This is a genomic window from Methylobacterium sp. J-090, from assembly GCF_022829345.1.
GTDB lineage: Bacteria > Pseudomonadota > Alphaproteobacteria > Rhizobiales > Beijerinckiaceae > Methylobacterium.
Genome location: NZ_JAKSXV010000065.1, coordinates 109,654 through 122,458 on the forward strand (window position 1 = coordinate 109,654; position 12,805 = coordinate 122,458).

At 70.7% G+C, this 12,805-nt stretch carries 13 protein-coding genes and 2 tRNA genes; 14 read left to right on the plus strand and 1 reads right to left on the minus strand.

The genetic code is table 11. From position 1 onward, the window contains the following. Positions 1-47 precede the first annotated feature (47 nt). The 11 genes from MKK49_RS10140 to MKK49_RS10190 all read left to right on the plus strand — a co-directional run bounded on the left by MKK49_RS10140 (position 48) and on the right by MKK49_RS10190 (position 10,761). Complete coding sequence (locus tag MKK49_RS10140; RefSeq protein ID WP_244028098.1) at positions 48-272, plus strand: AbrB/MazE/SpoVT family DNA-binding domain-containing protein; 225 nt, start codon at positions 48-50, stop codon at positions 270-272. Further along, positions 269-655 (plus strand): type II toxin-antitoxin system death-on-curing family toxin, encoded by a 387-nt coding sequence (locus tag MKK49_RS10145; protein WP_244028099.1) that lies wholly within the window; start codon positions 269-271, stop codon positions 653-655. Before MKK49_RS10140 ends, MKK49_RS10145 begins: the two co-directional genes overlap by 4 nt. 113 nt (positions 656-768) lie before the next feature. After that, positions 769-2,133, plus strand: a complete 1,365-nt coding sequence (locus tag MKK49_RS10150; protein WP_244028100.1) for an ABC1 kinase family protein — start codon at positions 769-771, stop codon at positions 2,131-2,133. 145 nt (positions 2,134-2,278) lie between these two features. Next, a complete protein-coding gene (locus MKK49_RS10155; protein ID WP_244028101.1) occupies positions 2,279-2,572 on the plus strand; it encodes an aa3-type cytochrome c oxidase subunit IV in 294 nt (97 codons plus the stop codon). A 93-nt stretch (positions 2,573-2,665) separates the two neighbouring features. Then, positions 2,666-3,805 carry a Re/Si-specific NAD(P)(+) transhydrogenase subunit alpha gene (locus MKK49_RS10160; RefSeq protein ID WP_244028102.1) on the plus strand — a complete coding sequence of 380 codons (1,140 nt, stop codon included), beginning with the start codon at positions 2,666-2,668 and terminating at the stop codon, positions 3,803-3,805. A gap of 17 nt (positions 3,806-3,822) precedes the next feature. Then, a complete protein-coding gene (locus tag MKK49_RS10165; protein WP_244028104.1) occupies positions 3,823-4,272 on the plus strand; it encodes a proton-translocating transhydrogenase family protein in 450 nt (149 codons plus the stop codon). A 4-nt stretch (positions 4,273-4,276) separates the two neighbouring features. Next, positions 4,277-5,677: an NAD(P)(+) transhydrogenase (Re/Si-specific) subunit beta gene (locus MKK49_RS10170; protein ID WP_244028106.1), complete on the plus strand. Its 1,401-nt coding sequence runs from the start codon at positions 4,277-4,279 to the stop codon at positions 5,675-5,677. 224 nt (positions 5,678-5,901) lie between these two features. Then, a complete protein-coding gene (recJ, locus tag MKK49_RS10175; RefSeq protein ID WP_244028123.1) occupies positions 5,902-7,584 on the plus strand; it encodes a single-stranded-DNA-specific exonuclease RecJ in 1,683 nt (560 codons plus the stop codon). Between the two features lie 87 nt (positions 7,585-7,671). Next, positions 7,672-7,755, plus strand: a tRNA-Tyr gene (locus tag MKK49_RS10180). Between the two features lie 76 nt (positions 7,756-7,831). After that, positions 7,832-7,905: transfer RNA gene (locus tag MKK49_RS10185), tRNA-Gly, on the plus strand. 288 nt (positions 7,906-8,193) lie between these two features. Continuing rightward, a complete protein-coding gene (locus MKK49_RS10190; protein ID WP_244028108.1) occupies positions 8,194-10,761 on the plus strand; it encodes an HWE histidine kinase domain-containing protein in 2,568 nt (855 codons plus the stop codon). An 84-nt stretch (positions 10,762-10,845) separates the two neighbouring features. On the opposite strand, the gene MKK49_RS10195 is transcribed toward MKK49_RS10190, so the two are convergent. After that, positions 10,846-11,439, minus strand: coding sequence for a biliverdin-producing heme oxygenase (locus MKK49_RS10195; RefSeq protein ID WP_244028110.1), 594 nt, complete (start codon positions 11,437-11,439; stop codon positions 10,846-10,848). A 78-nt stretch (positions 11,440-11,517) separates the two neighbouring features. Here MKK49_RS10195 and MKK49_RS10200 point away from each other — a divergent pair, with 78 nt between their 5' ends. From MKK49_RS10200 to MKK49_RS10210, 3 genes are all read left to right on the plus strand, one after another. Continuing rightward, positions 11,518-11,961, plus strand: a complete 444-nt coding sequence (locus tag MKK49_RS10200) for a DMT family transporter (RefSeq protein ID WP_244028112.1) — start codon at positions 11,518-11,520, stop codon at positions 11,959-11,961. An 85-nt stretch (positions 11,962-12,046) separates the two neighbouring features. Continuing rightward, positions 12,047-12,508, plus strand: coding sequence for a tellurite resistance TerB family protein (locus MKK49_RS10205; RefSeq protein WP_244028113.1), 462 nt, complete (start codon positions 12,047-12,049; stop codon positions 12,506-12,508). Between the two features lie 159 nt (positions 12,509-12,667). Then, positions 12,668-12,805, plus strand: a 138-nt coding sequence (locus MKK49_RS10210; protein WP_244027613.1) for a GTP-binding protein, incomplete at its 3' end; no start/stop codon positions are given.

Sequence of the window (12,805 nt, forward strand, 5' to 3'; positions counted from 1 at the left end):
GACCCCGCCTTTCGTTGTACGTTTCGTACAACGAAAGGCGGATCGTCATGAAGCTCGAAGTCAAGAAGATCGGGAATTCCACCGGGCTGATCCTACCGAAGGACCTGATCACGAAGCTCAATCTCCAACAGGGGCAATGGCTTCATGTCACGGAGATGCCCGATGGCGGCGTACGCCTGACGCCCTACGACCCTGATTTCGACAAGGCCATGGCCATCGTCGATGACATCATGGACGAGTACAAGGACACCCTTCGGGCACTCGCCCAATGACCGAGCCCCGCTGGCTGACCTCTCACGAGGTCATGGTCGCGCACGAGCGTCAGCTTGCTCGCTTCGGCGGCCCCCCGGGGTTGCGCGATGAGAACGCCCTGGAATCGCCCCTCGCACGCCCGATCAACAGATGGCGCGATGAAGACGGTGACCTTGCCTCGCTGGCAGCCGCCTATGCATTCGGTCTCGCGCGCAACCACGCCTTCATCGACGGCAACAAGCGGATCGCATTTGTGGCGATGGTGACATTCCTCCGACTGAACAGCATTCCCTTCAAGCCGGAGCAGGCTGAGGCGACCTTGGTGATCCGCAGCCTCGCCGCCGGCGAAATCGATGAAGCGGGTCTGTTGCGCTGGATTCGCGACAACTGGCCGGCCACCTAACCCCCCCCCGCCGCGCCGCAACGGCGCAGCGCCCTGGCAGGGGAGGCCGGCGGGCTTATCTCAAGGGAGCGCCCCGTTGCCGGACGCATCCTTTCCGAGATCTGAAGAACCCGATGGCCGATCACGACAGCGAAGCCAACCGCTTCTCCGCGCGCGCCAGCCGCTACGCCCGCGTCGGCGCCAATGTCGGCGGGGTCGCGGCCCGCATGGCCGGCGCCCGCCTGTTCGGCGGCAAGGAGGCGCCGACCAACGCCGCCGCCCTGGCCCAGGCGCTGGGCGGTCTCAAGGGGCCGATCATGAAGGTCGCCCAGTTGCTGGCGACGGTGCCCGACCTCCTGCCGCCGGAATACGCGACCGAGCTGCAGAAGCTCCAGGCCGACGCGCCGCCCATGGGGGCGGCCTTCGTCAAGCGCCGGATGATGGCCGAACTCGGCCCCGACTGGCAGAAGCGTTTCAGGGATTTCGATCTCAAGCCGGCGGCGGCCGCCTCCCTGGGGCAGGTCCACCGGGCCACCGCCCTCGACGGCACGGCGCTCGCCTGCAAGCTCCAGTATCCCGACATGCAATCGGCCGTGGAGGCCGACCTGAAGCAGCTCGAGGTCGCCTTCGCCCTCCACCGTCGCATGAGCTCCTGGCTCGATACCCGTGAGATCGCCAAGGAAATCGGCGCCCGGGTGCGCGAGGAACTCGACTACGAGCGCGAGGCCAAGCACGCGGCGCTCTACGCCGACGTCCTGCGCGACGTGGCCGAGGTCCGGGTGCCGGACATCCACCGCGATCTCTCGACCAAGCGCCTTCTCACCCTCGGCTGGCTCGAGGGCGAGCGCATCCTGAATTTTTCCCAGAGCCCCATCGAGATCCGCAACCGCCTCGCCAAGGCGATGTTCAAGGCGTGGTGGCACCCGTTCAGCCGCGCCGCCGTCATCCACGGCGACCCGCATCTCGGCAACTACACGGTGTTCTCCGAGGGCGGCGAGGCGCAGGGCATCAACCTCCTCGATTACGGCTGCGTGCGGATCTTCCACCCGCGCTTCGTCGGCGGCGTGGTCGACCTCTATCGCGGCCTCCTCGAGAACGACGAGGCCCGCATCGTCCACGCCTACGAGGTCTGGGGCTTCAAGAACCTCAACAAGGAGCTCATCGAGATCCTCAACATCTGGGCGCGCTTCATCTACGGGCCGATTCTGGAGGACCGCACCCGGACCGTGGCCGACGGCGTCAAGCCCGGCGAGTACGGACGGCGTCAGGCCTTCGAGGTGCATCAGGCCCTGAAGGCACGCGGCCCCGTGACGGTGCCGCAGGAATTCGTGTTCATGGACCGCGCCGCCGTCGGCCTCGGCGCGGTGTTCCTGCACCTGCGCTCGGAGCTGAACTATCACCGGCTGTTCGAGGCCGAGATCGAGCGTTTCTCGCTCCCCGAACTGGAAACCCGCCAGGGCGAGGCCCTGACCCGGGCGGGGCTCGCCCTGCCGGCGTGACGACGTCGCCGAGGCGGAATCCGGCCGGCGTGACAAAAATCCGTTCGTGGCCTTTGCATGGCGCGCATGCTGATTGCGAGCGGCCGGGGCATGCGCTAAATCCCCTTGGAACAAATCAAGATAGACCCATGGGGACGACCCTGAGATGGCCGATTTGAAGACCGCGTCCGGCGTACATTACAGCCCCGCCATGGACGAGAAGACCCACGAGCAGACCTATCGCGGCTTCGTTCGTTTCGTCGAGATCGGCACCTCCGTGGTGATCTGTTGGGTGCTCGCCCTGGCCATCGGCGGCATCCACGAGGCCTGGCTGACCGCCATCCTCGCCGTGGTCCTGTCCGGCGCCGCCGGCGCCGTGGGCGCCCTCGCGCCGGCCGTGGGCTGGAAGGCGCCGGTCGCCGTCGCGGTCCTGCTTCTGCTCTACCTCTTCTTCGCGTGACGTAGCCCGGAAGCGCTGGTATACCAGCGATCGGGCTCTATATTTCTGCTGAGTTACGGCGACCCGGAACGATCGCCGAGGGGGACTTCCTGAATGCGCATCGCTGTCCTGACAGAGTCTGATCCCGCGGAGCCGCGGGTCGCGGCGGTGCCCGAAACGGTCAAGAAGTTCATCGCCCTCGGGGCCGATGTGACCGTCCAATCCGGTGCCGGCCTGACGGCCGGTGTGCCGGATGCCGACTACGAGGCCGCGGGTGCCACCATCGCCGGTTCGGCCCAGGACGCGGCGAATGACGCCGACCTCGTCCTCAAGGTCCGCCGCCCCAGCGCCGACGAGATCGGACTGCTGAAGCGCGGCGCCACCGTGGTGGCGATCATGGACCCCTATGGCAACGAGGAGGCCCTCGGCGCCATGGCGCAGGCCGGCCTCGACACCTTCGCCATGGAGCTGATGCCCCGCATCACCCGCGCGCAGGTGATGGACGTGCTGTCCTCCCAGGCCAACCTCGCCGGCTACCGCGCCGTGGTTGACGGCGCCTCCGAGTACGGCCGCGCCATGCCGATGATGATGACGGCCGCCGGCACCGTGCCCGCCGCCCGCGTCTTCGTGATGGGCGTCGGCGTCGCCGGGCTCCAGGCCATCGCCACGGCCCGCCGCATGGGCGCCGTCGTCACCGCCACGGACGTGCGCCCCGCCACCAAGGAGCAGGTCGAGTCCCTCGGCGCCAAGTTCGTGGCGGTCGAGGACGACGAGTTCAAGCAGGCCGAGACCTCGGGCGGCTACGCCAAGGAGATGTCGGCCGAGTACAAGAAGAAGCAGGCCGACCTCGTGGCGACCCACATCGCCAAGCAGGACATCGTCATCACCACGGCCCTGATCCCGGGACGGCCGGCGCCGCAGCTCGTGTCCGCCGCCATGGTCGCGACCATGAAGCCCGGCTCGGTGCTCATCGATCTCGCGGTGGAGCGCGGCGGCAACGTCGAGGGCGCCAAGGCCGGCGAGATCGTCACCACGGATCACGGCGTGAAGATCGTCGGCCACCTCAACGTGCCCGGCCGCCTCGCCGCCACGGCGTCGAGCCTCTACGCGCGCAACCTCTACGCCTTCGTCGAGACCCTCATCGACAAGGAGGCGAAGTCCCTGGCGGTGAAGCGGGACGACGAACTCGTCAAGGCGACGAACCTGACCCATGACGGGCAGGTCGTGCATCCCGCCTTCCAGACCAAATCCTGATCCCGCCGGAGGATACGATGGCCACGCTTTCCCCCGATCAGGCCGCCGAGCAGGCGCGCGCCGCCGCCGCCGCGGCTCGAACCGCTGCCGACATCGCGCAGCAGCACGCCGCCCAGGCGCAGAAATACGCCGACGGCCTCGGACACGGCCTCTCGGCCGTCACCCACGGCGCCGTCGATCCCACGGTGTTCCAGCTCGCCATCTTCGTGCTGGCGATCTTCGTCGGCTACTACGTGGTCTGGTCGGTGACGCCGGCGCTGCACACCCCGCTCATGTCGGTGACCAACGCCATCTCGTCGGTGATCATCGTCGGCGCCATCCTGGCCGCCGGCGTGCCGCTCCTCGAGCACGGCACCGGCTGGGCCCGCTTCTTCGGCTTCCTCGGCATCGTTCTCGCCAGCGTGAACATCTTCGGCGGCTTCCTCGTCACCCAGCGCATGCTCGGCATGTACAAGAAGAAGGCCTGAGACGATGTCCCAGAACGTCTCGGCACTCCTCTACATCGTCTCCGGTGTCCTGTTCATCATGGCGCTGCGGGGGCTCTCGCACCCGACGACATCCCGGCAGGGCAACCTGTACGGCATGGTCGGCATGGGGCTCGCCGTCCTCACCACCCTCGTCGGCCATCCGCCGGCGGGCTTCGGCGCCTGGATCCTCGTGATCCTCGGCCTCGGCATCGGCGGCGGGGCCGGCGCGGTCATCGCCAAGCGCGTGCCGATGACGGCCATGCCCCAGCTCGTGGCGGCCTTCCACTCCCTCGTCGGCCTCGCGGCCGTGGCGGGCGCGGCCGGCACCCTCTACGCGCCGCAGGCGGTGGGCATCCTCGAGAACGGCCACATCCACAAGGAGTCGCTGTTCGAGATGGCGCTGGGCGTCGCCATCGGCGCCATCACCTTCACGGGCTCCGTCATCGCCTTCGCCAAGCTCGACGGGCGCATGTCCGGCAAGCCGATCATGCTGCCCCAGCGCCATGCCCTCAACATTGCTCTGGCCATCGCCCTCGTCGGCCTCATCGCGGTGTTCATCGGCACCGAGAGCAAGCTGGTCTTCTGGGTCATCGTCCTGCTGTCCTTCGCGCTGGGCGGCCTGCTGATCATCCCCATCGGCGGCGCCGACATGCCCGTCGTCGTGTCGATGCTGAACTCCTACTCGGGCTGGGCGGCGGCCGGCATCGGCTTCACCCTCGGCAACCTCGCGCTCATCATGACCGGCGCCCTGGTCGGCTCCTCCGGCGCGATCCTGTCCTACATCATGTGCAAGGCGATGAACCGGTCGTTCATCTCGGTCATCCTCGGCGGCTTCGGCGGTGATTCCGCCGCGGCCGGTGCCGGTGGCGCCGTCGAGACCCGGCCGGTCAAGCAGGGGTCCGCCGACGACGCGGCCTACATCCTGAAGAACGCGGAGCGCGTCATCATCGTGCCGGGCTACGGCATGGCGGTGGCCCAGGCCCAGCACTCGCTGCGCGAGATGGTCGACATGCTCAAGAAGGAGGGCGTCGACGTGAAGTACGCCATCCACCCCGTCGCCGGCCGCATGCCCGGCCACATGAACGTGCTGCTCGCCGAAGCCAACGTCCCCTACGACGAGGTCCACGAGCTCGAGGACATCAACGGCGACTTCCCGCAGGCCGATGTCGCCTTCGTCATCGGCGCCAACGACGTCACCAACCCGGCGGCCAAGACCGACAAGGCCTCGCCGATCTACGGCATGCCGATCCTCGACGTGGAGAAGGCCAAGACCGTGCTGTTCATCAAGCGCGGCATGGGCTCGGGCTACGCCGGCGTCGAGAACGAGGTGTTCTTCCGCGACAACACCATGATGCTGTTCGGAGACGCCAAGAAGGTCGTCGACTCCATCGTCAAGAACCTCTGAGCCGAACGCGGGCCTCGCCCGCGCCCATCGGACGGGATACGGGGTCGGCGTCCATCGCCGGCCCCGTTTTCGTTTTCAGCGGGACCGGGCCGGCCGGACTGGAGTAGGGTCCCCCCGTGTCAGCCGAGATCCCCCGCGCCTTCCTCGACGTGTCCCGCTCGGTCCTCGGGCGGCCGTGGCGCGACCGCTGCGCCGATCCGGCGCTCCAGGCCTATGCCGCCACCATGACCCAGGCCCACGGCTTGCCGGACCTCCTCGCCCGGGTGCTGTCGGGGCGCGGCATCCGCCCGGCGGAGTCGGACGCCCATCTCAATCCGCGCCTGCGCGACCTGATGCCGGACCCGGACTGCCTCGTGGACATGGCGGCGGCGACCGACCGCCTCGCCCGCGCCGTGACGGCTCGGGAGACCGTGGCGATCTTCGGCGATTACGACGTCGACGGGGCCGCCAGCGCCGCGCTCCTCGCGGACTATCTCCGCACCTTCGGTCTCGATGTCCGCATCCACATCCCCGACCGCATCACCGAGGGCTACGGCCCCAACGTCGCCGCCGTCACCGCGCTTTGGGAGGCCGGCGCCACCCTCCTCGTCTGCGTCGATTGCGGCACCAGCGGGCACGCGCCCCTGGAAGCCGCGAAGGCCCTCGGCCTCGACGTCCTCGTCCTCGACCATCACGGCGCCCCCGAGAGCCTGCCGCCCGCCCGCGCCGTGGTGAACCCCAACCGCCTCGACGACCTGTCGGGCCTCGGCCACCTCTGCGCGGCGGGCGTGGTGTTCCTCACCCTGGTGGCCCTGAACCGTCGCCTGCGCCGGGACGGCGCGGCGGACCTGCCCGATCTCGCCGCCGCCCTCGACCTCGTGGCCCTGGCCACGATCGCCGACGTGGTGCCCCTGACCGGCCTCAACCGGGCCTTCGTGGTCCAGGGCCTCAAGGTGATGCGCGGGCGCGGGCGCCCCGGGCTCGCCGCCCTCCTCGACGCCGCGTCCCTGAGCGAGGCGCCGGAGGCCTGGCACCTCGGCTACCTCGTCGGCCCGCGCATCAACGCCGGCGGGCGCATCGGCGAGGCCGGCCTCGGCGCCCGCCTGCTCACCACCCACGACGCGGCGGAGGCCGCTCGCATCGCCGCCGAGCTCGACAGGCTCAACCGCGAGCGCCAGGCCATCGAGGCCGAGGCCGTGGCCGCCGCCGAGGCCGAGATGGACCACGCGCTCACCGGCGACCCCGAGCGCCCGGTCCTGGTCGCGGCCTCGGCCGCGTGGCATCCGGGCGTCGTCGGCCTCATCGCCGCCCGCCTCAAGGAGCGCTTCGGCCGCCCGGCCTTCGCCTTCGCGCTCCGCCCCGACGGCACCGCCACGGGCTCGGGCCGCTCGATTCCCGGCGCCGATCTCGGCCGGGCCGTGCGCGCCGCCGTCGAGGCCGGCCTCGCCCTCAAGGGCGGCGGCCACGCCATGGCGGCCGGCGTCACCCTGGCGGGCCCCGAGACGGGGGCGTTCGCCGCCCATCTCGCGGCCGACCTGGCGCAGGCCGTCGGCGAGGCCCGCGCCGTCGAGGCGCTCCTCCTCGACGGCACCGTGAGCGCCGGCGGCGCCACCGCCGAGATGGTCCGCCTGCTCCAGCGCGCCGGCCCGTTCGGTTCGGGCGCCCCCGAGCCGGTCTTCGCCCTGCCGCGCCACCGCATCGTCGATGCGGGGATCGTCGGCAACGGCCATGTCCGCGCCCGCCTGCGCAGCCGCGACGGCCAGGCCGTCGGCGCCATCTGCTTCCGGGCGGCGCAGGGCCCCCTCGGCCAGGCCATCCTCGCCGGCATCGGCCGCGAGTTCCACGCCGCCGGCACCCTCGCGGTCGACACCTGGCGCGGGGCCGACCGCGCCCAGGTCCGGATCTGCGACCTGGCGGCGATCGAATGACCGCAAGCCCCGAATAGCCGCAAGCCCGTTGACACCCGCGCGGGGCCTCATCATAAGGACCCGCGCGCTGCCCACGGGCGGCGGTTTGGGGGAATGTCCCGAGCGGCAAAGGGGGCGGACTGTAAATCCGCTGCGTAAGCTTCGTAGGTTCGAGTCCTACTTCCCCCACCAAACCTCTGACGAGATCGCGAGCGACGGTCCGGCTCCCTGTCTCGACCCTCGGTGATCGTGCGATACGGTCCCCGATGCGGGTGTAGCTCAATGGTAGAGCAGCAGCCTTCCAAGCTGAATACCCGGGTTCGATTCCCGGTACCCGCTCCACTTCCCGATCCGGCGAAAGTCAGCGATCGGCGGACGACCCCGATCCGACCTCACCGTCCTGTGGTGTAGGGGCGAACGCCGTGCGGGCGGGGACCGGCCTCACGGTCGGCCGCCTGCGTCGTCCGCCCCCCTTGCACCCGGCGCGACCGCTCGGCATGAGGCAGGCTCCGACAGGGGGCGGTTCGGCTCCTCCGATCCACCACCGATGCCGTCCCGCGCAGCCTTCCGTCGCCCTCCGGCGTTGAACCGGAGACGGCGGATTTCGTCGGCGGTACGGTTCGGTCACTCATGGTCGCGATGAAATCCCCCGAGCGCAGGGTCGTCCCCTCCGTCGATCTGTCGTCCTGCGACCGCGAACCGATCCATGTCCTGGGGGCGGTCCAGCCGTTCGGGTTCCTCGTCGCCGTCTCCGTCGATTGGCTCATCGTCCGGGTCTCGCAGAATGCGGCGCAATGGCTCGGCCGGCCCGCCGAGGACCTGCTGGGCCTGCCCCTGACCGAGGTCTTCGACGTCGAGGCGGTCCACCTCATCCGGGGCCAGCTGCAAGCCCTGCGCGGTCCCGACGCCATCGACCGCATCTTCGGGATCGCCCTGCAGACGGACGGCCCGGCCTTCGACGTCGCCCTCCACCATTCGGGCTCGGCCATCGTCATGGAGGCCGAGCCGAGCACGTCCGAGCACCTCAACGCCGGCAACCTCGTGCGCAGCATGATCGGACGCCTGCAGCAGAGCCGGGGCTTCGAGGCGTTCTGCCGCGAGGCCGTGCGGCAGATGCGGGCGCTCACGGGCTTCGACCGGACCATGGTCTACCGCTTCGACCCCGACGGGTCCGGCGTGGTGGTGGCCGAATCCGTGCGCTCGGGCCTCGATCCGTATCTCGGCCTGCACTATCCGGCCTCCGACATCCCCCAGCAGGCCCGCGCCCTCTACGAGCGCAACTGGCTGCGCATCATCGCCGATGTCGATGCCCCCGCGATCCCCGTGCTGCCGGCGCGCGACCCGGAGGGCGGGCTCCTCGACCTGTCCATGAGCACCCTGCGCACGGTCTCGCCGATCCACCTCGAATACCTGCGCAACATGGGGGTGGGGGCGTCCCTCTCCGTCTCGATCCTGCGCGGCGGCAAGCTGTGGGGCCTGTTCGCCTGCCACCATTCGTCGCCGCGCCACATCTCCCTGGAGCGCCGGACCGGGGCGGAGCTGTTCGGCCAGATGTTCTCCCTGATCCTGGAGAGCCGCGAGCGCGAGGCGGAGGTGGCCTACGAGGCCCAGTCGCGCGCCCTGCACGACCGGCTCATGGGGGCGCTGGCCTCGGGGGGCACGAGCCTCGAGAACATCACCGGCTTCCTCGACGACATCGCCGGCATCGTTCCCTGCGACGGCATCGGCGTGTGGGTCAACGGCGAGATCACCCTGCGGGACGCGACCCCCACGGCCGAGGAGTTCACCGGCCTCGTGCGCTTTCTCAACCGCACGGCCACGAGCCGCGCCTTCGCGACGAACGAGATCGGCAAGGTCCATCCACCCGGCCGAGACTTCACCGAGCGGGCGGCGGGGCTGCTCGCCGTACCGATCTCGCGGGCGCCGCGCGACTACCTCGTATTCTTCCGGACCGAGATCGCCCGCACGGTGACCTGGGCGGGCAACCCCGAGAAACCGGCCAACCCCGGCCCCAACGGCGTACGCCTCACCCCGCGCAAGAGCTTCGAGGCCTGGCGCGAGGTCGTGCACGGCCAGTCGACGCCCTGGAGCGGCGCGGACCTGCGCATCGCCGAGGCCCTGCGCATCACCCTGCTCGAAGTCATCCTGCGGCTGACCGATTCGGCGGAGAAGGAGCGCAAGACCGCCCAGGAGCGCCAGGAACTGCTCATCGCGGAACTCAATCACCGGGTGCGCAACATCCTCAACCTCATCCGCGGCATCGTCGCTCAGAGCCGGTCGGGGACGGGCAGCATCGAGGATTTCGCGCGCGTCCTCGGCGACCGGGTCCAGGCCCTGGCCCGCGCACACGACCAGATCACCACGACGAACTGGGGGCCGGGCTCGCTGCGCGACCTCATCGGCCTGGAGGCGGCGGCCTATCTCGGCGCCCGCGCGGACCGGGTCCGCCTCGACGGGACCGACGTGCTCCTCGAGCCGCAGGCCTTCTCCACCCTCGCCCTCGTCGTCCACGAACTCATGACCAACTCGGCCAAGTACGGTGCCCTGTCGGACAGCGGCGGCACGGTGGCCATCGCCTGGACCCGCGATGCCGGCGGCCGCCTCGTGCTCGATTGGTGCGAGACCGGCGGCCCGCCCGTGCGCGCGCCCTCGCGGCGCGGCTTCGGCACCACCCTCATCGAGCGCTCGATCCCCTACGAGCTGCAGGGCGAGGCCGAGATCCGATACGCCCTGACCGGCGTCACCGGGCGCTTCGTCATCCCGGCGGCCTTCGTCCAGGCCGCGCCGACCCGCCCGGCCGCCGCCGCCCGGCGCGCGGGGGCGGCCGCGCCCGAGGCCCCGCGCCTGGCCGGCACGGCCCTCGTGGTGGAGGACAACATGATCATCGCCCTGGAGGCCGAGGAGATCCTCACCCTCCTCGGGGCGAAGTCCGTCGACATGGCGGGCTCGGTCCACGAAGCCCTGCGCCTCATCGACCTCTGCCCGCCCGCCTTCGCCCTCCTCGACGTCAACCTCGGGTCCGAGACGAGCCTGGCCGTGGCCCGGCGCCTGGCGGCCCTGAACGTCCCGTTCGTCTTCGCCAGCGGCTACGGCGACAGCTTCCGGATTCCCCCCGAGCTCGGCACCGTGCCGATGATCAAGAAACCCTACACCGCCGACATCCTGCGGCAGGTCTTGGCGCGGAACGCACAGCGCTGAGGGTACCTCGCGAAACGCCGGTCGCCGCCGGTTCCCGTCTCGAGCGCCACGACCGTTCTGGCCACGGCCGTTCTGCGAGACAAACTAGATCCCCGTCCCCTGGGCCGTCTCGAACAGCGCGAACGCCCTGAGCGCGCCGGTGGCGGCGCCGTCCGCGTCCGAGGGGGGTCGGTCCGCGAGCCAGGCGGCGAAGCTCGGCCACAGGCGCTGGCCCTCGCCGTGCCGGAGGAAGCGGGTGTTGTCCCGGACCGCCGGGTCGGAACTCGCCAGCGCCTGGCGCAGGAGCAGTTGGCCGCCGAGGCGCGAGCCCTCGAGGACGTAGAGCAGGCCCGCCGCCTCCGGCCGCGTCGGCGCGCGGGGCGGCGCCGGCGCCGGCGGCCCGGAATGACCCAGGGCCGCGAGGTCGGCCAGGAGTGCCCCGCTGCGCCGGCGGGCCGGCCAGTCGGGGGGCAGCGCCCCCGGCTCCGCCAGGGCGAGATCCGCCTCCAGGGGCACCAGGGCCGCCGCCATGGCGACGAGGAACGCCCCGTAGGCGCCCCGCTCCCCGAAATCGTGGCCGGCCCAGCCGGTATCGAGGCGCCGATGCGCCTCCGACGTCGCCTGCCGCAGGAGAGCGCGCAGGTCGGGCCCGATGCCCCCCCGCCCCGCCGCGTCGTCACGTCCCGTCCCGATGATCATGTCCGGCCGCCGCTGCCCTATCTCATGGTGGATCGCCCCCCGTCCGGCGATGATCGACCGAACCGAAGCGTGATCCCCATGTGGTACCTCTATGGCCTCGCGCTTGTGGCCGGCATCGCCAACGCCGTCCAGGGCGGCACCAACGCCACCCTGGCCAAGACCCTGGGCCAGCCCTTCGCCGCGGGGCTCGTCGTGGCGCTGGGGACCGGAACCACCCTCCTGCTGGTCGGCCTCGTCTCCGGTCGCCTCAGCCTGCCGAGCCTCGCCGCGGCCGCGCAGGTGCCGGCCTGGGCGTGGTTCGGCGGCTGCCTCGGCGCCCTCGTCGTCCTGTCGCAGTTCTTCGCGGCGCAGCAGATCGGCGCCGCGCCGTTCCTGGCGATCCTCGTCACCGCCGGGGTCGCGACCTCGATCCTCCTCGATCATTTCGGCTGGATCGGGTTCTCCGTCCATGCGGCGAGCCCGTGGCGGATCGTCGGGGGGCTTCTCATGGTCGCGGGCGTCACCCTCGTGGCCCTGTTCTGAAATAGGCCCGCCGCCCCTTGCCTTCCAGGCGCGGAACGGCGAGGTCCCCCGGCATCGCCCTGCCGAGCCGCCCGGTGAAACCGCCATGAACATCTTCCAGGACATCGTCGCCCGCTTCAGCCAGACCGTGACCGCCTATGCGGGCGACACGGTCCTGATGGAGGCTATGGTCTCGGCTGCCGCCAACGTCATCGTCGCCGATGGCGAGGTGGCGGGCGCGGAATTCGACACGGCGCTGGCCGGTATCCAGGCCAACCCGATCCTCGAGAAGGGCTACGACCGGCTGATGCTGGAGAGCGAGCTCTACGACGGCATCGCCCGGGCGCGGACCCGGGCCGGGCGGGCGGAGAACCTGCGCCGCGTCGCCGGCATCCGCGGACGCGACGGGGCCGAGCGCGCCGCCGCCTTCCTCATCGCCGCCGATGTCGCCGATCACGACGGCATCTCGCCCCTCGAAGCCACGGCCCTGGACGAGATCGCCGAGGCCCTCGGCGTCGACAAGGCGGCCCTCCTCGGAGCTTCGCCGGTCAAGCGTTCCGCCGGCTGAGGGGGCGCCGGCCCGGCGGCTGGGGACCGATTGTCGGCAAAGCCCTTGATCAAAGGACGGCGAGCCTCTAAGCGGGCCCCCGTCTTTCGCCCGGCTCGAAGGGTTTTCGAGCGACTGACCGGGCGCCCGCTCGTGTGAGCTTGCCGTAGGAAAGAGACGATGGCCAAAGAGAAATTCGCTCGTACGAAGCCGCACTGCAACATCGGCACGATCGGTCACGTGGACCACGGCAAGACGTCGCTGACGGCGGCGATCACGAAGGTCCTGGCCGAGACGGGCGGGGCGACGTTCACGGCC

Coding starts and splice junctions, on each gene's coding strand:
- MKK49_RS10150 (WP_244028100.1), top strand. CDS start 769: ATGGCCGATCACGACAGCGAAGCCAACCGCTTCTCCGCGCGCGCCAGC.
- MKK49_RS10140 (WP_244028098.1), top strand. CDS start 48: ATGAAGCTCGAAGTCAAGAAGATCGGGAATTCCACCGGGCTGATCCTA.
- MKK49_RS10155 (WP_244028101.1), top strand. CDS start 2,279: ATGGCCGATTTGAAGACCGCGTCCGGCGTACATTACAGCCCCGCCATG.
- MKK49_RS10160 (WP_244028102.1), top strand. CDS start 2,666: ATGCGCATCGCTGTCCTGACAGAGTCTGATCCCGCGGAGCCGCGGGTC.
- MKK49_RS10195 (WP_244028110.1), bottom strand. CDS start 11,439: ATGATCATCGGGACGGGACGTGACGACGCGGCGGGGCGGGGGGGCATC.
- MKK49_RS10145 (WP_244028099.1), top strand. CDS start 269: ATGACCGAGCCCCGCTGGCTGACCTCTCACGAGGTCATGGTCGCGCAC.
- MKK49_RS10190 (WP_244028108.1), top strand. CDS start 8,194: ATGGTCGCGATGAAATCCCCCGAGCGCAGGGTCGTCCCCTCCGTCGAT.
- MKK49_RS10170 (WP_244028106.1), top strand. CDS start 4,277: ATGTCCCAGAACGTCTCGGCACTCCTCTACATCGTCTCCGGTGTCCTG.
- MKK49_RS10205 (WP_244028113.1), top strand. CDS start 12,047: ATGAACATCTTCCAGGACATCGTCGCCCGCTTCAGCCAGACCGTGACC.
- recJ (WP_244028123.1), top strand. CDS start 5,902: ATGACCCAGGCCCACGGCTTGCCGGACCTCCTCGCCCGGGTGCTGTCG.
- MKK49_RS10165 (WP_244028104.1), top strand. CDS start 3,823: ATGGCCACGCTTTCCCCCGATCAGGCCGCCGAGCAGGCGCGCGCCGCC.
- MKK49_RS10200 (WP_244028112.1), top strand. CDS start 11,518: ATGTGGTACCTCTATGGCCTCGCGCTTGTGGCCGGCATCGCCAACGCC.